This window comes from Prevotella pectinovora (assembly GCF_000834015.1).
GTDB lineage: Bacteria > Bacteroidota > Bacteroidia > Bacteroidales > Bacteroidaceae > Prevotella > Prevotella pectinovora.
Genome location: NZ_JXQI01000044.1, coordinates 13,526 through 34,025 on the forward strand (window position 1 = coordinate 13,526; position 20,500 = coordinate 34,025).

Consider the following 20,500-nt stretch of genomic DNA (forward strand, 5'->3'; position numbering starts at 1 on the left):
TAATACTAATTGTTTCTACATGACTTTCACACCCCGGCTCCTGCCTATCCGCACGATAACGGGCTTGGTCGTCGGCACCTCAAAGGTATTGGCACCATCTTTCAGCACCGACTGCATCAGTTTTTGACCATCAAGGCTGTACAACACGATGGGCTCACCCTTCTCGTCGTTCACATCCACCGTCAACAGGTTGCCGTGGCGAGTGATTCCCGACTTGGGCATGGAAAGCGTCACCAACGAGATGCCTGTCGAGGGTTTGTCGGGTGTGTACTGGAAGTTCAGGTCGCGGAAGTATTGTCCCTGCATGGTGAGCACCAAAGCACTGGCCTGGGTTTTGTCGCTATCGCGATACATAATGAGCAATCCCATGTCATCCCATCCCAAGAGTTCGAACCCCTGACTGGCCAAGTAGCCCGTAATCTCCGACTCTGCATTATGGCCCAGACGACCGGCATCGTTGACAACGATGTTCGAAGAAAAGAGTTGTCCGTCTTCGTTCCAGCCCAGAGCCACCAAGGGATATTCAAAATCATTCGTGGCAAACCAGTCGAAGTATTTCCGATCCTCGGCCGAAATTGTGGGATGCATGGTATAATAAGTATCTGAGAAATCCAGATATTTTTGCTGCATGTCACTCACAACAGTAGCCTTTGCCGCGCCCCATGTCATAGGAACATCGGGCAATGCTGCCTGAAACTTATCTTCAGGAGCCTTTACCACAAACGATACAGAGTCGAGCTTGTTATTCCAGTCAGGATAATCCTTCCATGCTTTCGACTCTTGGTATATCACAGCTTTCATCTTGGTCTGTCCTGACTTTTTTGCCCTGAACCATGCTCCTCCTACGGTAACGACATCCGGATTTTCGGTTTCAAAATCTATCGCTATGCGTGCATTGCTCTCCAAATAGGTCTTCACCTTACTGCTGTAAGCCTTGAAAAACATGTGATACTGGTCACCCGCATTCACAACCACTGTGTCTGTATATATTTCACACTTGTCTTGCGCGCTGACAGCCGATGCCGTCAGGCCCAAGAAAAACAATATTGCCTTCTTCAATTTTACCATATTGCCTTATTTATATAATTATAGTTCGTAATCACAACAATAGTCTCAACTCACAGACAGTCTCGGTTGTGTTTCTAACGACAAGAGATTTTCTTGACTGGAGCACAACTGGCTATTTCGCCTACAAAAATGGCAAAAATTTATCAAATCTGCAAGCATTTCATTAAAAAATCTATAAACAAGGGGTAATATATTTCATTTTAACACAGAAAAAGGTGTTTTGTAGGTTTTTTGTTCAACCTTAACAACTTTCCGGATGATAACATTGTTGTTTAACCCAAATCGGTCATTAGGGCTTGCTTGTATTTTGCTTTTTTAGAAGAGTGGATTTTGTTTGGCTTTTAATGAGTAATAGCGAGCTATTGCGAATTAAAAACAAGCAAAAGACGCCTTATAAAAAGCAAAAGACTGCAAGCAGTTATTAAAATTATACATTGAACGGACTAATGACCGTTTTGGGTTTAATGGTCATCATCTGGTATATGAGACCACAAAACAGTTAACACAGCATGTATAAAGAAAAAATGCAAGCAAAAGATTGGACAGGTAAAAAGAAACATGTAATTTTGTGGCATCACTAACAAATAAGCATTGCGTTTATGAAGAATAAATTACTACTTTCGGCTTGTTTGCTTTACCTATTTAGTATAGCATTACAGGCAGCTCCTGTCACAGCCAACGAGGCCAAGCGTCAAGCTGCAGTTTTTCTTGCCCAACAGTCAAACACCGGCAGACCTATCACATCGCGTGCGGCAAGCCTGCAGTGCACGCTCACCTTGGCATACACGAGCAAGTCGGACAGCGAAGAAGCCTATTATTATGTATTCAACAAGAGTAGGGATGCAGGCTATATCATTATCTCCGGAGAAGACAGAATGCCCGCTGTGCTGGGCTATTCAGACACAGGAGCGTTCAACTATAACGACCTGCCTGACAACATGCGGGCTTTCTTGGGCGAATATGCCCGTGAGGCTGAATATCTGCGCACCCATCCCACGGTGGAAAACAACACGACGACAGACATTTACGCAACGGCCGTGGAGCCCCTGCTGAAAGACATTGCATGGAACCAGACCAAGCCTTACAACAACTGCTGCCCCAACGACTACCCCACCGGATGCGTAGCCACTGCCATGGGGCAGGTGATGTATTATTACCGTTACCCGGAACATGGCGTGGGCAGCAATACTTACCAGTGGAATGGACAGCAACTCACCGCCAACTTCGGCACAACAACCTATCAATGGAGCAACATGCAGGACAAACTCACCGCCAACAGCTCGTCGGCAGCACAGGATGCCGTTGCCACCCTGCTCTATCATGTCGGCGTGAGTGTCAACATGAACTACGGACCTGCATCTGAGGGAGGCAGCGGCGCATCGCCCTCTTACATCGCACCGGCCTTGATCAAACACTTCGGCTACGACAAGGGATGCCACCTGCGCTCGCGCGAATACTTCACCAAGACTGAGTGGGAAGCCACCGTACGCAATGAGTTGGACAACGGCAGACCCATTCTTTACGGAGGCTTTACGGTGAGTGCCTCAGGACACTCCTTCGTGTGCGACGGCTACAACCAGCAAGGCTATTACCACATCAACTGGGGTTGGGACGGGCTCAACAACGGCTACTTTCTGCTCTCTGCCCTCGACCCTAAGACGAAAGGTACAGGTGGCGGTGAAGAAGGTCAGGGCTTCAACTATAATCAGACCATGGTCATCGGCATTCAAAAGCCGGTAGACGGCTCCAGGCAAGCCTATAGCTTCGTGTTCAAATATATTGACCAGGCCACAGTAACCGTAAACCGTAACCAACCAGCCACACTGAAAGCCTACGGGGTGCACACCGACGGCATAGACCCGCTCCATGTACGGCTGCGCTTCGAAGTGCTCAACGGCAGCGGGAAGAGCGTTGCCACATCGGATGTATCATCGCAATACATCCCTACGGGCGAGACCGTTAATTATACAGGAACGCTCACCCTGCCCGACAGCCTCAGCGACGGCACTTACGAAGCACGTCTTGCCGGCAACATCGTGGGCATAGACGATGAGAACGAGTACAACCTGTTGCACTATCTGATTGGTGAAAACGGCTATTATCAAGTGCTGGTCAAGGACGGGAAAGTGACCTACACCCCGACAGGTCTGCCCTCGCTCAACCTGCAAAGCATCACGGTAGAGCCTAATCCCATCGTCAGCAAGACACGATTCACGGTGTCGGCCACCATCCAGAACAATGGTGGTGAGTTTGACGGCAAACTGGCCTACGCTCTCGAACATCCCGATGGTGAGAAGAAGAGTTATTATGCACCGGACAAAGCAGTGAACATCAAAGCTGGCGAAACAGCCTTGGTGACCTTCACTGACAGTGTAGAACTCTACGGCAACGACAATTACACGCTGCAGCTTGTCAGGCGAGATGGCATACAACACGTCAACCTGGGTGCTCCTATTACGGTAAAGGTGATAGGCGAAAAAGAACAGGCCAAACTGGTAGGAGTTGACTACATGGACATAGCCACAGGTGCCGACAATGCCAAACGCGACAACCTGGAAGTTTTGGCCTACCTGCTCAATGAGGGAGGCCACTTCGAAGGAAAGCTCACCTGTCTGATCTTCAAGGATGAAAACACGTCAGGCACTCCACTGGCCTCGCTCGACACCGTGGAGGTAAATATTGGCAAGAACGAATACAAGACCGTGAGCATCAGTGGAAAGTTTCTCGCCGGAATAGACAAGCAAACCTATTATGCTTGCTTGTACAACGTAGAAGAAGACAACTTCGTCAGTCCCACCAAATATACCGGTATGAAATTCACAATCCGAGATGATGCTAGCAACGAGCAGCCCAGACTCTATTTGAAGAAGCAAATCAATTTCGGAGAAGAACCCATCCTCACAGCCGACAACCTCAAGGTATATGCCACGATACAGAATACTGGCGGAACATACACGGGAACAGTGGAAGCCAACTTCTATAACGTAAACGGATGGACGCCTCTTGCCACCCTGACCAAACAGGTGACCATAGGCTACGGCGAGACAGCAGTGGTTGAGCTGACCGGTGCCTCCGACAAACTGAAAGAAGGAAAGACCTACGATGTAGGTGTCACCTATAACGGAAATGATGAAACAGCATGGAAATCGTATGCACTGCATGCCAACTACTCGAATGCACAAGTAACCATAGCCAGTCAAACAGCCGTCACCCTGCTGCAGCAGGACAGCCATGCCATAGCCGAGATATATTCCATCACTGGCTACCTCGTGGGGCGCACCCCTGCGGCCCAACTCGACAACAAGCTCAAGAGTCTAAGCCGAGGTCAATATATCATCAGGATCAGCAACGGCTCACAAACGGTGGTCAGACACATCGTCAAGTAACACACCCACCACTCACACCGCCGTATGCGCCATTTGCCATACGGCGGTTTCTATTTTGTATTCCATACCCGTTGGCGGAATTAATTTAAGTTGATAAATATGAGTAAAAGGTTGTACATATCGCTGATTTTTAGTAACTTAGTGGTGACCAAAACATTAAGTTCAAACCATCGTATGTACAACCTTTACACAAAATTCGTCAAAATACTTGAGATATGCAAGCAATTCTCTGAAAATCTCGTCAATGAATCGGGTAATGTTCCACGTCGTGGTCCTGTTCCCAAGTTTTCGGATTTGGAAGTGGTGGCGCTATCCCTGACGGCAGAGACCGAGAGCATTGATAGTGAGAAGTGGTTGTTCGACTATAAATTGCAAGAATACAAGGACAGCATTCCCAATCTCATATCAAGGAGACAGTTCAATGACCGCAGAAAGAAAACGGCAGGCCTGTGTGAGGAACTGCGCAAGAGGATTGCCATGGAAATGGATGGCGGAGAGGAAAATTAATTCCGCCAACAGGTTTATTATAGTTTTTCTGAAACAAAGTGTCATAGTATCATTTTGAGCTTCACTTTAGGACCTAAAGTACAGGCCACCAAAGAATTACGCCAATGTTACTTTTCTGAATATTTTACAGAAAAGTAACATTGAAGTATCATAGAAGTATCATCGGGGGGGTATCTTGGTTTTTGTCTAAAGATTACCAGCATAGAAATCAGTAAGGGAAAAGGGGGTGCCACAGGCATCATTGGCAAGGAGAACAAAAAAGTGCAAGAAATGGGCACGGTGCTTGCCCATGTTGGGTAACGTGCTTGCCCCTGTTGGGCACGGTGCTTGCCCCTGTTGGGCAGAATCCGTGTATGAAAAGTGCCCAAAACATTAGCCCCAATCGTTCATCAGACCGTTCTATGTAATATGTAGCAACAGCTTGCAGTCTTTTGCTTTTAGAGAGTGGATTTTGTTTGGGTTTAATTCGCAATAGCTTGCAGTTATGTTTCCTATGCTTCGTGTAGGGGTATTATAACCTGTGGTTTTTTACCCTAAAGCGATATGTTTGACGTTTACAAACCGCCGACTTTGTACACGTTTCCCACCTGTTTGCATCCATTTATTGATAATATGAACTAATGATTCTTGGATTTTGATTTGATTTAGTTGGATTTGCAAGTGTTGGGGCACTTCCTTTCCTTAGCCAATGAACATCAGCCCCCACCTAGCCTCCCCCGAAGGGGAGGGACAGATACTCTTGTTACCTGATTATCAGAGTGTTATCGACATTCAAGGTAACCAGCTTCTCCCCTACGGGGGAGAACGAGAGGGGGCTGATGTTCATTGGCTAAGGAAAAGGGAGTGCCACAAGCACTCGCAAATCCACGAAAATCCTGATAGAAATCCAATAACCATTTACCAACTACTTTTGCCGTACAAAATCAGAATGCAGGGTGGTCAGTTGCTCCATAACATAGTACAGATCCATGTAGCTGTATGACTTTGGAGCCAAGACTATAATCTAAGAAAATGAACTATTGTTTTCTGTTTATCTTCTCATTGCCTTAGTATTATGTTTATGAATTGTCTTTATGAAAGAGGATAATACTTCATCATGACCACTATCTTACCATAATTATTCAAATGCCTATAAGTCAAATATGACTCTGAAAGTTGTATCTTCATGTAGCAATATTGAATTTCAAGATGTTACATAACTTTTATAGGCATTGAAATATATTGTCTACTTGTCATTTATATTTAGCATAAAGCATCACAGGCCTATGCTTAGAAGCTCCACGATATATCTCCATCACTTTCGTCACACAATCTCTCGATACCGTGAAGCAGCCACGGCTCTCGGAGCCTATCGGGATATACTCCCTATCGCCAGAGAATCTTGTGACTTTTCTTGCTGAATGAATCAAGATACCACGAGTCTCAGCAAGATAATTGGTCTTGTCAAGACCACGAAGACGGATGCTCTTCTTAAATTTACTACCCTTTCCTACCATCACATACCGTCCAAGGCTGGAGCATCCGCTGCCGACCTCATTGCTGAACTTCGGAGTGGCATCCGTGTTCCCCTTGCCACTGCCGTGCATACAATAGCTGCTCAACACACGCTTTCCATGCTGCAGGTCGTAGATGAAGAACCGCTTCTTGCCCGAGGGAATGGAGAAATCCACCAGGATATAATAATCTGTACTATACCCTCGTCGCTCGCAATAGTCTCGTACTTGCGAGAGATTCTCGCAATCCACATTGCCATACCATTCCTTGACATCGACGTAATTCTTATACAATGGCTTAGTGTACCTGTTATAAATGGGAGGCACAAAAGGGATGCTAACAATCAGCAGCGATATGACAACCAGCAATATGATATATATCCTTTTCATCGTTCTCTTGTATGTTTGGTTTATGAAATGTCATCCTTCAATTTAATTTGTCTCTTTGTTATTGCGAATAATATCCAACTGAAAAACGCGCTGGTCAAGATAGGCGCACAATAGACGATGAAGTTCGTTGCACAATACCCTATGCCTGTAAACCCTGATAAGTATTGAGTGTCTTTTACCAAAATCGATGCACATTCCTCTGAAGGTATGCCAATAAATCGTCCCCATACTAAAGCTGTTGCCAAGGCATTCATTATCAGCCATGCAAGACAAACATAGTATAGACGTATATATTTGGCTTTTTTATACAACGGCGACCGATCTTTAAGTGCGTCGATTCCCCTCCATGACCGTATAAAAGCAGGCAGAGCGAAGATTACGGGGAACAGCCATGCCAAGTAAACGAATATCACTATAAATGCAGCATTGTACGAAATACAAAGCATAACCGCTAAGTCGGCATTGATGGCACACAACAAGACATATGGATAGTACAAATATGATGTAGGAATAGAGAGCGTCATGTTCATATAAACACTGTAACGTATTACTTCTACAACCAGCAAGACCAATATCGCGTAAATCACCAACGTTTTTTTCTTTAATAACGGATATAAAGCAAGACAAATACTGGTGATAGCCAGTATCACCATGCTCCCCCACATGGTGTATTCTGCATGGGATGGACTAAGGAAAATAATTCCTTCGTTGTCAAGCACCATGTTGTAAGCACGCATTTCCACACCATCTAAGCCTGCATTAAAAAGCCCGTAAAGAAGAATTGCCGCAAGACCTATGGCTATAGGAGCCAACACATAATGGCGCCGCCATACCAAAATGATGCTTGCAGCAACGGAAAATGCGCAACATATAGCCATTTCGGTTGAGAACGACCAACAAAACAACAATGCCATTAGTATGGCAACAATTACCCAAATGATTATGGACGCAAAAGGCAAACAAAGGCAACAAAGACTCCACCAAAGAGAAGATATCCAATCTTGCACCTTACTAATAGCGTTGTTGTCATAAGCATTCGCATAATAGTCGGTATTCTTTTCAAGATATTCTCTTACCATTCTGCGTTTTACCAGTTCTTTCTTAAACCTGCTGCCCTTTACTTTTTCCAGTTCGGGCGCAACAGCCTCAATAGCCTCTTCCATTTGTTTTTTACGCCGTTCTTCACTTTTGCCAAGCATCTTATGTAGTTTCACATACAATGCTGCAATACAAATGCCACCGATACCTGCAGCCAAAATCAGCCATTTCCAATGAATGTATTGGAAACCGTTGAAGCAACACCACCATATAATTACCGCAAAGCAAACGCATGGCAAGGCAATTCTAATAAATTTCTGCATATGACACTCTACACTAATGTATTAAAAATACTAAAGCCCACATGGCGACACTCAAAAGAGTAGCCTCATGTAGGCTTTGCCTGCTTACTGCTTTGTTACGGTGGCCTTGCGCATGTTTATGTTGAACGTACCAAGTGAGGTCTTCACCTTGTACACACCGTTCTTGGCGGCAACGAGCTTGGCAGTCATACCCATGAAAGAGAAGCTTCCGTCTTCATTCTTGTTGATGTTGTAACGGCCGAGAGGGGTGTTCACCACGATATGGCTCTTGGTCACTTCCACCACCCCATAAGTAGTGCCCGAAGGAGCATCCTTCACCTTCTGAACCACTTCCTTGGCAGCAGTCTGTACATTGTCGTTACTACCCTTTGCAAAACTTGCTGTGCTGGTTGCTACAACCATCAGCAGCGCAATCATTAACTTCTTCATTGTCTTCTATTGTTTTTTAATGGTTTTGTCTTATTGACAATGCAAAGGTAGTGTGGCTTTTCTGAACCGAGAAACTTTCCGAGGTGGCTTGTACAAGATGCCGGGGTTATTGTATATCTTGGCAATTATCGCTTCCTAAGCACCAGCCAAGGAGCTACACCGTGGTGCTTGTCGGTGCGATACTTGGCGGCTTTCTCCGTGAAGTAGGCGGTGCCGTCGGGAGCACGGTAGAAACCGCTCTCGTTGCCACCGGTAAGGTATATGGCATCCACATAGCCATATTCGCGCAAGGCATCGGCGAAGTCCCACAGGGTTTCGGGGTGGCGGGTCGCGATGATGCAAAGGCGGTCGTCAGCGGTACGTGCGAGGGCCTTGCGTTCCACCTTGCCATGCAGGAAGAAACGCTGAGGCAGTTCGCCGTTGGACACAAGCACAAACTGGCGGAAGTAAGAGCCGTCACGCGCTACCATGTGCTCACACATATCGTCAAAACGAGATATGCCGATGACCATATTGCCCTTGGCTATGGCGCAATAGCCAAGACGCGACACATCGCTCCGTTTCTGCTCGCCGTCGACAACCAACGAGCCGATATACTTGCCCATGGCGGTATAGTCGGCAGTACGGGTGTACATCAGCACACTATGGTCGGCGGTATCGGGTTCCTGAAGCGACAACTCAGCCTGCACGTTATGCAGTTCATAGATGTCAAGTGCCACGCCGAGCACAGAGTCGGTCTTAAGCACTACTGCCGACGACTCGTTTTGCGCCTTCATATCGTCTAACTTCTTTATATTTTCTTTCGGCGATACGGAAATGCTCACACCTATATTATAATAGTAGTTGTAGAGGCGTATGACTTTGTAGCAGCCAAATACTAGCATCACGGTTGCCACAAACCACATGATAGCCAAATTCCACTTCGGCAACCCACCTCGTTTTTTGATGGAATCCGACGAAGAATTGGGCTTCATTTCGCCACTACTCTCTATAATAATCGTGGGTTCGTCGAGAAGCTCTTGCGAAGAAGTGCTGTTATCATCATTCTCTATCGCGAAAATAGGTTTCTCCTGTATGTCGTTACCTTCTGTATATTTCATAATCATTTACTTTTCCTGTTCCAAAATTGTCTTTAACTCCTTGAGTGCTTCCTTCGAAGCTTTTAACCTAAACCCTTGATTCATACGATGATCCATTAGCTTCAAATCTTGGTTGGTAATGTTGATGGCGTAAACATAATTTGTGTTTACTATCAGACTCTTGCCAACACGCGTAAAGAAATTCTGCTTCAGTTTGTTAAAGGCTTCCACAAAGTAGTGCAACTGGAACGTCATCGTCACCGACTCTCCGTTGAAGAGATGCACGTCACAGTAGTTGCCAGAAGCTTCTATATAGGCAATGTCGTCCGTTGGCACCCTAAACAGTCCAACGGATGTGATAATTTTAAGTCTTTCCATTTAATCCTTACAAATTGTACATGGTTATTACTTCAAAAGGTCATATAATAAATACGCCAAAAAACGAATAATATTATATTGTTTGTCAATAATGTCTCAATTCATTCCTTCCAAAATGGAATATTGAAACAAATAGCATACTCTCATCGCCGTCAAAAAAGAACCAAGGATTAGATATAGGGTTAGGATTTCTCACGATATGCAATTCGCGTGCAGGTGTATTGCCTTCAGCACACATAATGGCTACTTTTTTGCCGTTGCGAGCCACATCAATCACTATCAGAGCATGTCCCATTCCTTCCAACTTGCGAGCTGGATAGACGAGCACATCGCCGGGTTGCACATCACTTATCTTTCTTGGTTCCGTCTCACGGCTCACAGAAAAAGTGCTGCACACTCCGTAGGCTTTTTTCAAGAATTTCTCCAGCGCTTTGCGCGAAGCCCCACCTTGATATTGAAGCGTATTGCCATTTACGTCCTGGAAACGTATCTCCGGATAGCGTCCCTGACTGAACAGGTACTCAGCCCTCACTCTCATGGTCATATCAGCACACTGCTCCGAGTTGCTGAGCATCGGTATGTCGATTACGCCGGTTGAGAGAAACTGAAACCGCGCATCACCACCTGTATAGAGCTGCACCTTGCTTCCACGTTTCTTCAGCGGCAAACTGCGCATAAACTCTGCATAACTGCCGTCTACACGGGCATATCCAACAGGAGCTGAAATGTCTCCAATCGTCGCAGCATTCCATGGGTTGCTTGTGCGAGAACACCACCATACGACACCAGCCAAAATCATACCGGCCAAAACTAACATTCCAATAACTACTAATACTTTCTTCATTGCTTTTTTATACAAAATTAGGTCATGTATATGCTATAAGCAAATCGTTGCAGATGGTTTGTATGAAATGATATAGAAAATGTATAAAACTACACTATTGATCGTAAATTTAATTTTTGAAGGGCACGCCAGGATTATAATAAAGAAAAGTCCCGTAAATCTTGCGATTTACAGGACTTTGCGGAGAGAGAGGGATTTTATACCACTCTACCATCTTCTGTAACTCGTTGATATTCAAGTGCCGTCTTTAGGCATTTTCGCTTGTTTTGCACGAAAAATGGCGCAGAAATGGCGCAAGACAAAACGTCTTAAAACACTGTGTATGTATGACTTTTATTATACAATTTAACTATTTTAAGAAATCTATCGACACACTACAAACAAATTCCTTTACCTTTGCTTGGTACTCTTCCTTGGCCATACCTCTAGCCTCTATCATTGAGTCAAGTACATCGCCAAGCTCATCAAAAGCAATATCGTGATGATATCCTTTAGTCGTTCCATCCTTCTCTCCATAGATACGGTAGTAATCAGAACCTTCATCCAAAGCAATATATATCTTACCTTGAAATTGGAAGCCATTCACCTGCATGACAAGAGCCGCCATAGTGAAGTCTTCGCCATTGACATTCTTGACAATTTGGGTAGCATACATCTTAGAGATGCCCCAACTATTGATAACGTCTATCGAGGTTGTGTGAAGCAATTGGGAGAAGATGGTGTTCACAACGCTTCTTACATGTTCCCTGTCTAATGTTTTCATTCGTATAATCTTTTAAGTGGATATTCTTATATTAATCCAAAAGTTTCTTTGCATATTCACGCAATCTTTGCAGGTGCTCCTGTTGGCTCATGCCGCCTGTCTCAATAACCGTATCGAGCACTTGCCCCAAGTCTTTATAGGCAATACTCTTCTTTTCCTCATGCAACATTCCGTTCTGTTCGTTATACAAGCCAAAGGTTTGCTTAACTCGGTTATTGGTTACATAGAGCCTGCCTTGATAGTTGAAGCCATTAACATCCATCATCAATGCTGCTACGGTTTTCTCCGTTCCATCAACCATGATTTCTATTTGAGTTGCAACTTTGTTTGTTATTCCCCAACTATACACTACATTAAAAGGTGTGGTTAAAGCCAACTGCTGCAAGATGGTGCATGCAGCTCTTCCAATCTGTTTCTTACTTAATCTCTTCATATTTCAAAGTGGTTATGCAAAGGGCAAAGCAGTGAACCTTACCCCTTGCGGTAAGTACTAATCAAACTCAAATGGGTGTATATAATAATAGGTGTCCTCCGAGTCGTACTCGTATTCGTTGATGAAGTCCACCATTTCTTCCTCTGTCCGCTCGCCTTGGCTAATGCCGGTCTTCTCACACCATGCCTCAATAGCATCGCATATGGTGTCATACACATCTTCACAAATATCTTCAAAGTTGCCACCAGAAGAACTTACACAACACTCTTCGGGAAAGAAACCTCCTTCATCGTGGACGTAAAATATCTCACATCCACATTCTATCTCTCGGTAACTTATAGAAAGTTCATTGCCAAGTACCTTATTCAATTCATCAAAGAACAGGTCGCAAGCCGACCATGCACTTTCGGTGTCAAACGACAACAGCCCTCCATCCTTGTCATCCTCGAACTCTGCCCAGTAGATTTTTCCACGAACAGATATACCGCTATGCTCATAGTCAATGCCATAGTGCTCTGCCAACTTGAAAAGATAGACATCCTTACTATTCACCTCCATCATCTGAAGGGTGTTCCAAAGGTCGCTCAATGCCTTGCGTGAACCTCTCACCTTGTACTGCGTGTCACAAATATTGCTCATACTTCAAAATTTTTATTTTGGCTCTGCCGAATGAATGGTCACTCGGAAAAGCCGAAGTTAAACTTCATCTTTACTCTCGCTTAAATTTCATTTCCCTTTCGTAGAAAACTACTTCCGGGATTTGTTAGAAATTATGTGCCTTAAAAAGGTGTTATGCACATCGATGCAAGGTTTGGCACCAAAATACGACCCGTAGGCGTGGAGATTTTGGAAGCCAAGCAGAGCCTTGACCTTGCAAAGCGATAAGGCATAACAAATACCTTTGCACAATAATTTCAATAAATCTCGGAAGTATTCATGCGATAGCATAGTCTGTTGGAACAATATTCGTTTAATGTTTTTTATAGAATTTGCATATGCAAAATGTTCAGGAATGACAAATTCTGACGCCGATTTTCATTTATTTTGAGATTATTTTTAAAAAGTTTGTCCGATTCATGGAGAAAAGTTGCGGGTTCTCAAAAAATATTTGTAAATTTGCCTCGGACTTTCTATTTAACAAACCTATAACAACCGCTTGACGAGTGGAAACCATATATAGTTAACCAATTGACATAAACAATACACCAACTGGGGAACTAAACATTCTGTCAGCGCATTAATGTTTGTAAAGGAACTGATCCTTAGATTATGAACAACGAATCTAAGAAACATACGCCAGCATTGCCTAATGCTGACACCCGACGAGGCGGTAAAAATCCCTCCAGTGCTGGACTTACCTCCTGCACCTCCCCCGAAGTTCAAAGTCATCAGACAGAGAACTCCCATACAGGGGTGTCCTTGGATTGTGTGCCAAGTGGTAAGAAGGTTTGGTATGTTTTTCGTGCTACATATGGACGCACAGCCTTGGCATGTGTGGAAATACAAAAAAAAGGCATCGAGACATATATCCCGATGACTGTGGTCAAAAAAGAAATAAATGGGAAGAAGAAGCTTGTTCAACAGCCTCTTCTTCCCAATCTTGTTTTTGCGTATATGACTTGTGAGCAGTCTCTTGAATTTGTAAAGGAGCCAGCCAAGACAGCAGGTTTCTTGAAATACTATACCGACAAGACAAAGCCCATTGAGCCAGACACCCAGCTCAATCCACCTATCACTATACCTGATGACAGGATGAAGTCATTCATTAACGTTGTGGAAACTAAGAATGAGCATATCTTGGCTACATCGAAAGAACGTTGCCATTTCAAGAGCGGTGATTATTTCAAAGTTGTGTGTGGCGACTTCAAGGGCGTTGTCGGTCAGGTTGTGAGAGCAGCAGGTCAGCAACGCATCGCTGTAGAGTTGAACGGCATCGGATATGTGCTTACAGCCTATATTCCCAGTGATTTTATGGAGAAAATTGAAGATGATTTGATAGAACTGGGATAGTTGCCCACTCCTCTACAGTGTTGACGGAATATAATAAATTCGAAAAAGACAGCATTATGATACACAACAAGCAGATACTCACAGGTCTCGACCATAGTCAGTACGAGCATCCATTGGACAGAGCCGCCTTGGAGAAACTGGAAAGCATCCCGTTCCTTACCACGGCTTGCAAATGGGTGACATCCAACTTCATCGAGCGAGTATATAACATTCAATATACGGGTAGCAACCTGAAGGTCACGAAAGGAAACTATCCCAAGATATATGAGTATCTTGTGGAAGCCTGTCGAATTCTCGACCTGCAGCAAGTACCTGAACTGTATATCACTTGGGACTATGACATCAATGCCTGTACCATTGGAGCTGAGAATCCGATAATCGTTCTCAACTCCGGTTTGATTGACCTTTGTGACGATGACGAGATACTCTTCATCATAGGCCACGAAGTCGGGCACATCAAGTCGCAGCACATGTTGTATCATCTTATGGCGCAAGTAATCAACTGGGGAATAGACACTATCCCCGGTGGCAGTCTGGTAGCCAGCGGATTGCAGTTCGCCCTATACTATTGGAGCCGAATGTCGGAGTTCACAGCCGACCGTGCCGGTCTGATGTGCTGTCAGGACACCGATGCCATGACACGAGCCTTCATTAAGATGGCAGGTCTCCCCATCAAGGAGTTCAACAACATCCGTCCAGAGACCTTTCTCCAGCAGGCACGCGATTTCAAGATGCTCGATTATGAGGGAATGAACAAGGTAGTCAAGTTCCTCTCCATTGCCGATGAGACCCATCCCTGGACAGTTATGCGCTCTGCCGAGCTGTTGAAGTGGATTGACAGCGGAGAATATGGACGTTTCGTAACACGCCGTTATCTCAGATAGCCCATGAGAAAGAGATTGCATAATATCGACTTCGCTTCTGTCATGCATCCCGATGACAAGAAGAAGGTAGAATGGCTAAACAGTCTGAAGGTCCCCTACCTGTCAAAGTGGGACTTCATACGTGAGATAGCCAAGCACCCGCTTGACCATGACCTGAAGACGTGGTACGAGATATTCAAGGCAGATGTGGAGTACTATACCTTCAAGGATTTCCTCGCTGCCACCACCAGCAAATATCAGGAGGCATACAACGAGGTGGAAAACCAAGGTGAAGGTATAAACATTACAGCCGAAAGCCTGCCGCAGATGTATGCACAGCTCACCGAAGCCTGTGCTATACTTGGCATCGAGGACATTCCTGCCTACTCCACCGATTGGTATTACGGACCTTACCATTTCTCCAATGGCGAGAAGCACCGCCGTATCGTCATGATGTCGGGCAGTGCCGACCTTTTCACCGAGGGGGAAATGATGTTCACACTTGGACATGAACTGGGCCATTTTGCTACGGGGCACAAACCGTACCATATGCTCATCATGTCGTTCTACTTGCCTTTCATGTCAGATCCGACTTTCAAGGCATGGGCTTCGCTTGTCAAACTCCCTCTGTTTGAATGGTATCGCAAGTCCGACTATACAGCCGACCGCATTGGTCTGCTCTGCTGTCAGGACATCAATGTAGCACTCAGTACCATGATCAAGAAAGCCGGACTTCCGATGAAGTATTACGACCAGATAAACATTGATGGCTTCGTCCAGCAAGCACGAGACTTCAACGAGAACTACACTGGCACGCTCAATGTCATTGTAAAGAACCTCACCATCCGTTCCGCCGAGTTTCCTTGGTTGGTTGACCGTGCCGCCAAGCTCCTCGACTGGTACGAGCATGGGAATTATAATCAGATAGTAAACAGTTAAAATATAGCATTGTATGAATACACAGACCATTGCACTTCCTGCAAACGATAATATCCTCGCAATTCTCAACTTCAACAAGATTGCGAATGACCTGAAGAGAGAAGCCGTCAAGGCTATGGGCATGGCAGCCTGTCAAGCCCGTTGCCTCAGTTGCGGACATTGCTCAGCTCAACGATGCGGTAACAGATAAATAAAGATGAACATCACGACGCTCCATAATAACAGCTATTCTTATCTACGGCAGACCAACGAAATCGTTCAGGGTGTCGTAGATGACAGCCGTTATGCCTGGACGTTTACTCCTCCCAGCGAATTTTCTTCGATGCCGGAGGTCTATATGTTCATCATTGCCATCACAGAACAGTGCAATCTCCGCTGCACCTATTGCTGTTACTCAGGCGAGTATGAGGGCAACCACAGCCACAACAGTCGGACACTCTGTGAGGGCGACATTCAAGCCATCTACGACTTCATCGCCAAGACAGCAAAGACAAAGCCCATACGCATTTCGTTCTATGGAGGCGAGCCTTTCGTTAACTATCCTCTCGTTCAGTATGCCATACAAGCAGGACAGCAACGATGGGAAGACGATGTGACCTTCTCAGTTTCCACCAATGGCACGCTATTGACAGAAGAACGCATTGATTGGTTGGTAAACAATGGTGTAGAACTTGCTATCTCCATTGACGGCACACAGCCATTCCATGATGCACACAGAGTGGATGCCAAAGGCAATGGCTCATACACCAAGGTACGGAATGCTTTGGCGTATCTGCATAGCAACACATTCAATCAATACCCCAAAGTCGTATTGATGATGACATTGCCGTCAGTTTCCAAGCTGATGCCTATTGCGCAAGCATGGCACAAAGACGAGGTGTTGCAGCATTATGCACCAACTCACATTAGCGGACTAACCCCAAACTTCTTGCAAGGTGTGGCAAAAGAAGATTGGGAAACGCTGAAGATACAATACATCCAGCTCCTCGATGCTTATGAGCAGCACCCTGAATGGTCGGTGCTTCAGACATTCTTTGATGAGATTGTCTCTTATTGGAAGAACAGACTGGTGTTTGAGGTCTCGGAAAGCACACCTCTTTCCACCTGTATGCCCGTCAACACCAAACTTTACATTGATGCCAATCTCCAATTGGCAGTATGTGAAAAGTTCAACGACCGCTTCCGCATTGGTAGCATCAACGATGGCATTTACTGGCAGAAAGCCAACGAGATGACCAAGGAGTATTACCGCAAGCGTAAGAATCGATGTACCTATTGCCCGGCAGTCAGAATGTGTAATATGTGCCTGACCTCTATCGAATACACAGATGACCAATGGGACACCCTCTGTCACAACGAGAGGCTCTACCATAAGTTGCACATGTTCCTATTCTGCGAAATGGCAGAGCGTAGTATGCTTACTAAGCCATCCGTCCCCACATTGCATTCAGAGCATTGCACGCTGAATGAGATAGAAGAAAACGACATCTCAGCACTGAGAACCATATTCTCAGATGCAGACACCCCACGATACCTTCCCGATCTCTGCGACATTGCCCAAACAAACGATGGCATCAAACAGATACTGAAGTCCTTCCGCACTTACCTGTCAAAGAACGAAGGCTTCCTATGGGGAATCAGGAAGCACGACACCCTTATCGGTCTCGTCGCTACAATGGACTTGTCAACCAATCCCACCATATTCTTCGCCATGCACCCCAAGTACAGAAATCAAGGTTACATGCAAGAAAGCGTGAGATTGGCCACTCAATATATATGTGACACAAAGCTCGCCAACGAACTTTATACTGAAGTGGATGTGAACAACATCGCTTCTCAAAAGGTGTTGGAACATTGTGGGTATAAGGTTAAAGAAAAACAGTCGCTCAGGTTTTTGTACTGCTATCAGAACAATAACACTGAGTTACATACTTCTTGAATATAGATGTGAAGATGGCAGTGTAAATAAGTGTGCACAATTGTAATACATATCAAAAACACTTAATTTTGCATCAGAAAGAAAATAAAACAATATACCGTTATGAAGAAAGCAATATATATCGCCCTTTTGGTTACTTGCGTAATCGGTCTTTTCTCTTGTAGAGGGAGCAGCGGTCAGAAAGCAGTAAAGCTCGCCAAGGAATACTTAGGCAAGACAGTAAGCGGAGCAAAAAAGTCACATCTGGAGCGTTACGCTGATGATGTTGCACGTGTAAAGTTCACAAAAGTAAGTTGTGCATCATGTGCAGGCACTGGTTACGTGGGGTATTCTACTTGTGACAACTGTGATGGTGACGGTTGGGTTTATAAGGTAGAAAGGAGATCTTGAGGTTTTTCTGTAATCATAAATTTCAATGAAATGTCATTTCTGCCATAAAGAAATAAACGGCAAATACTATATTGACCAGTGGGGGCACAATATCTGTGCTTCCCACATGGACAAGAAGGAAGTCACGATGTGTACCTCCTGTGGTGCTTTTACGGAAAATTCTCCACTACACGATGGACGCTGCTTGTGTAACAACTGTAAGAGTTCAGTTATTAGCACTCATTCTGAAATCTCCGCATCTCTGACCTACGTCAAGAATCTTTTGGTTAGTGTCGGTTTTGATTTTGGGACATGTAATATTGACAACATTCCAATTGAAATCGTGTCTGCTCGTAGGATGGCAGAAATACAAAACACATCCATTTCTACCAACAATAAAGGTGTGACCCGTACCGAAACCCAAATGAGGGGTACATTTAAATCTGATATGAAGGTAGTAGGTCATACTCACAATATATATATGCTTTCCGACCAATCTCGTCTTGAGTTTCTAGGTACACTTGCTCACGAGTTACTACACGTTTGGCAGAACGAACATGACATCAAACTTTCTCCAATGAAATGTGAAGGACTCTGCAACATGGGTTCTTACCTTATATACTTAACCGAAAATTCTCCAATCGCTCAACACTATATCAAGAACCTTAAAGAAAGTCCTGATTCTATTTATGGTGATGGATTCCGCTATGTGTTCGCGAAGTATGAAACCAGCGGGTGGAGAGAAATTATTAACAGAGTAAATAATAATGCATTATAAAATAATGAAGAAAATTTTTACACTTTTAATTTTAATTGCGACATGTGTCTTTTCGATGCAAGCGCAAAAAAGGTATGTGGTTGCCTTTGATTGCACAAAATCAATGGATCATCCGAGTGGAGATTATTCAATCAATGGAAGGGATACTAGTATATTATGGTCTCCTGCTAAAAAATGTATTGAATCGTTATGGAAGCAAGCCTCTGCTAAGGATGAGTTTGTAATTCTTCTTTATCAAGACAGGATTCTCTATACAATTAAAAAAATTAAAAGCACACAATTATACGATTGGAATTCCATTGAAAACAAAATGGAAGATGCCATCACGAAAGGAGGTAATACTTGTATATTTCAAGCATGGCAGGCTTCTGAACAATATTTTACAGACAATTGTGATTTCTACTTTATAACAGATGGTGTAGAAGATCACGATAATAATAAACAAATAAATGATGATGAGCAAGCGCATATTGACGCTATCTGTAAAAAAATAGATGATTTTTGTAATTTAGGAATCAATGGATTTTACACGAACCTTAAGCAATCTGAAAACGATAATATTAACAACCAGATTTCACGGAAGATTAAATCTTCCTGTTTCAGAGATCTGATAGCTGGTAATATTACACCTATATCATTGTCTTTAAACCAAGATGATTTAAATAAAGGCAAGAAAACCTTTAATCTCACTTTTAGACCAATTGAAAGCAAAAGAATAGCTAATGTTCAAAAGTTAGATGCGGTATTTATTGACCATGATGGAGGATTGCAAAACGCAATCACGTATTTTAAACCTACTATTACAGGAATATCGAATAACAAAATTGAACTTACACTAGAACAAATTTCACCCGTTCATCAAAATTTATTAGATAATTCGAACTCTTGCAAATTGTTTTTGAATGTACTCTCCAATGATAAAGACTTTGCTATATTTCCTCAATTGATAACAGTTGAAGTAAGATACTATTATGAGAAAATAGCATACTTGCCATCTCTTGAACTAGAAGGGACATCTAAATATCATCCTGACTTCTTTATTTCTTCATTAGCAGATTTGTTTTCAGATTGTGATTTCATTGCAGAACACAAGCCTGATACGATATCTTTTGATTTGAAAAAGATGTTAGATGACAACAAATTATTTAACGAGGAAGCGATAAAACATGGAAGCACGTATAAGTTACAACTAGTTCCTCTTCGCGATAAAGATAAAAATGCGAAATTCATTCTGCTAAAGAATGGAGAAATCTGTAAAAACAATACGATTGATGTTGCTAGTTCTGATGAGAATCTTCTAATAAAGATAATCTTCAATGAATCCTCGGATGATGGCACATTTAAATTCAAATTGATTCCAATTGAAGCTTATAAATTGGATAAAATCAATGAGTGTGCAAATATTGAAGAAGTTTCAATTCCTGTGACGATTGAGTTCGATACAGATTGTAACCCGTTAGAATTATTGTTG

The 20,500-nt window shown here is 43.8% G+C and carries 19 protein-coding genes and 1 pseudogene; 10 read left to right on the forward strand and 10 right to left on the reverse strand.

The window, feature by feature from the left end; genetic code table 11:
* Positions 1 to 15: 15 nt before the first annotated feature.
* Positions 16 to 1,068, reverse strand: coding sequence for a hypothetical protein (locus ST42_RS05445; RefSeq protein WP_044072725.1), 1,053 nt, complete (start codon positions 1,066 to 1,068; stop codon positions 16 to 18).
* A gap of 599 nt (positions 1,069 to 1,667) precedes the next feature.
* Between ST42_RS05445 and ST42_RS13145 the strand changes: the two genes are divergently transcribed.
* Together ST42_RS13145 and ST42_RS05455 are read left to right on the forward strand one after the other, a co-directional pair.
* Positions 1,668 to 4,454 (forward strand): C10 family peptidase, encoded by a 2,787-nt coding sequence (locus ST42_RS13145; RefSeq protein ID WP_082028587.1) that lies wholly within the window; start codon positions 1,668 to 1,670, stop codon positions 4,452 to 4,454.
* Between the two features lie 99 nt (positions 4,455 to 4,553).
* Positions 4,554 to 4,955 (forward strand): annotated as a pseudogene (locus ST42_RS05455) (IS982 family transposase); the annotation flags it as partial.
* Between the two features lie 1,238 nt (positions 4,956 to 6,193).
* Here the strand turns inward: ST42_RS05455 and ST42_RS05465 are convergent.
* From ST42_RS05465 to ST42_RS05505, 9 genes are all read right to left on the reverse strand, one after another.
* The gene (locus ST42_RS05465) at positions 6,194 to 6,748 is read right to left on the reverse strand and encodes a murein L,D-transpeptidase catalytic domain-containing protein (protein ID WP_197067647.1); all 555 of its coding nucleotides are present in this window, start codon (positions 6,746 to 6,748) and stop codon (positions 6,194 to 6,196) included.
* A 116-nt stretch (positions 6,749 to 6,864) separates the two neighbouring features.
* The gene (locus ST42_RS05470) at positions 6,865 to 8,205 is read right to left on the reverse strand and encodes a hypothetical protein (protein ID WP_044072729.1); all 1,341 of its coding nucleotides are present in this window, start codon (positions 8,203 to 8,205) and stop codon (positions 6,865 to 6,867) included.
* Between the two features lie 84 nt (positions 8,206 to 8,289).
* Complete coding sequence (locus tag ST42_RS05475) at positions 8,290 to 8,634, reverse strand: hypothetical protein (protein ID WP_042517655.1); 345 nt, start codon at positions 8,632 to 8,634, stop codon at positions 8,290 to 8,292.
* 125 nt (positions 8,635 to 8,759) lie between these two features.
* Positions 8,760 to 9,734, reverse strand: a complete 975-nt coding sequence (locus tag ST42_RS05480; RefSeq protein WP_197068914.1) for a phosphodiester glycosidase family protein — start codon at positions 9,732 to 9,734, stop codon at positions 8,760 to 8,762.
* 6 nt (positions 9,735 to 9,740) lie between these two features.
* Positions 9,741 to 10,091 carry a LytTR family DNA-binding domain-containing protein gene (locus tag ST42_RS05485; protein ID WP_007897496.1) on the reverse strand — a complete coding sequence of 117 codons (351 nt, stop codon included), beginning with the start codon at positions 10,089 to 10,091 and terminating at the stop codon, positions 9,741 to 9,743.
* An 85-nt stretch (positions 10,092 to 10,176) separates the two neighbouring features.
* Positions 10,177 to 10,935 carry a DUF4846 domain-containing protein gene (locus ST42_RS05490; protein ID WP_044072732.1) on the reverse strand — a complete coding sequence of 253 codons (759 nt, stop codon included), beginning with the start codon at positions 10,933 to 10,935 and terminating at the stop codon, positions 10,177 to 10,179.
* Positions 10,936 to 11,284: 349 nt separating this feature from the next.
* Complete coding sequence (locus ST42_RS05495; RefSeq protein ID WP_044072733.1) at positions 11,285 to 11,698, reverse strand: hypothetical protein; 414 nt, start codon at positions 11,696 to 11,698, stop codon at positions 11,285 to 11,287.
* Positions 11,699 to 11,729: 31 nt separating this feature from the next.
* Positions 11,730 to 12,131, reverse strand: coding sequence for a hypothetical protein (locus tag ST42_RS05500; RefSeq protein ID WP_044072735.1), 402 nt, complete (start codon positions 12,129 to 12,131; stop codon positions 11,730 to 11,732).
* A 57-nt stretch (positions 12,132 to 12,188) separates the two neighbouring features.
* Entirely contained in the window at positions 12,189 to 12,770 is a 582-nt protein-coding gene (locus ST42_RS05505) for a hypothetical protein (protein WP_044072737.1), read from the reverse strand.
* 630 nt (positions 12,771 to 13,400) lie between these two features.
* Here ST42_RS05505 and ST42_RS05510 point away from each other — a divergent pair.
* The 8 genes from ST42_RS05510 to ST42_RS05540 all read left to right on the forward strand — a co-directional run.
* Positions 13,401 to 14,141: a UpxY family transcription antiterminator gene (locus ST42_RS05510; protein ID WP_082028588.1), complete on the forward strand. Its 741-nt coding sequence runs from the start codon at positions 13,401 to 13,403 to the stop codon at positions 14,139 to 14,141.
* Between the two features lie 56 nt (positions 14,142 to 14,197).
* Positions 14,198 to 15,025, forward strand: coding sequence for a M48 family metallopeptidase (locus ST42_RS05515; protein ID WP_044072754.1), 828 nt, complete (start codon positions 14,198 to 14,200; stop codon positions 15,023 to 15,025).
* A 3-nt stretch (positions 15,026 to 15,028) separates the two neighbouring features.
* A complete protein-coding gene (locus ST42_RS05520) occupies positions 15,029 to 15,943 on the forward strand; it encodes a M48 family metallopeptidase (RefSeq protein ID WP_082028589.1) in 915 nt (304 codons plus the stop codon).
* A gap of 13 nt (positions 15,944 to 15,956) precedes the next feature.
* Positions 15,957 to 16,133 (forward strand): hypothetical protein, encoded by a 177-nt coding sequence (locus tag ST42_RS14015; RefSeq protein WP_197068915.1) that lies wholly within the window; start codon positions 15,957 to 15,959, stop codon positions 16,131 to 16,133.
* A gap of 6 nt (positions 16,134 to 16,139) precedes the next feature.
* Positions 16,140 to 17,882 (forward strand): GNAT family N-acetyltransferase, encoded by a 1,743-nt coding sequence (locus ST42_RS05525; protein ID WP_197068916.1) that lies wholly within the window; start codon positions 16,140 to 16,142, stop codon positions 17,880 to 17,882.
* A gap of 102 nt (positions 17,883 to 17,984) precedes the next feature.
* Complete coding sequence (locus tag ST42_RS05530; protein ID WP_044072740.1) at positions 17,985 to 18,272, forward strand: hypothetical protein; 288 nt, start codon at positions 17,985 to 17,987, stop codon at positions 18,270 to 18,272.
* 106 nt (positions 18,273 to 18,378) lie between these two features.
* Positions 18,379 to 19,029, forward strand: coding sequence for a hypothetical protein (locus tag ST42_RS05535; RefSeq protein WP_156139303.1), 651 nt, complete (start codon positions 18,379 to 18,381; stop codon positions 19,027 to 19,029).
* A 4-nt stretch (positions 19,030 to 19,033) separates the two neighbouring features.
* Positions 19,034 to 20,500, forward strand: a 1,467-nt coding sequence (locus ST42_RS05540; RefSeq protein ID WP_156139304.1) for a hypothetical protein, incomplete at its 3' end; no start/stop codon positions are given.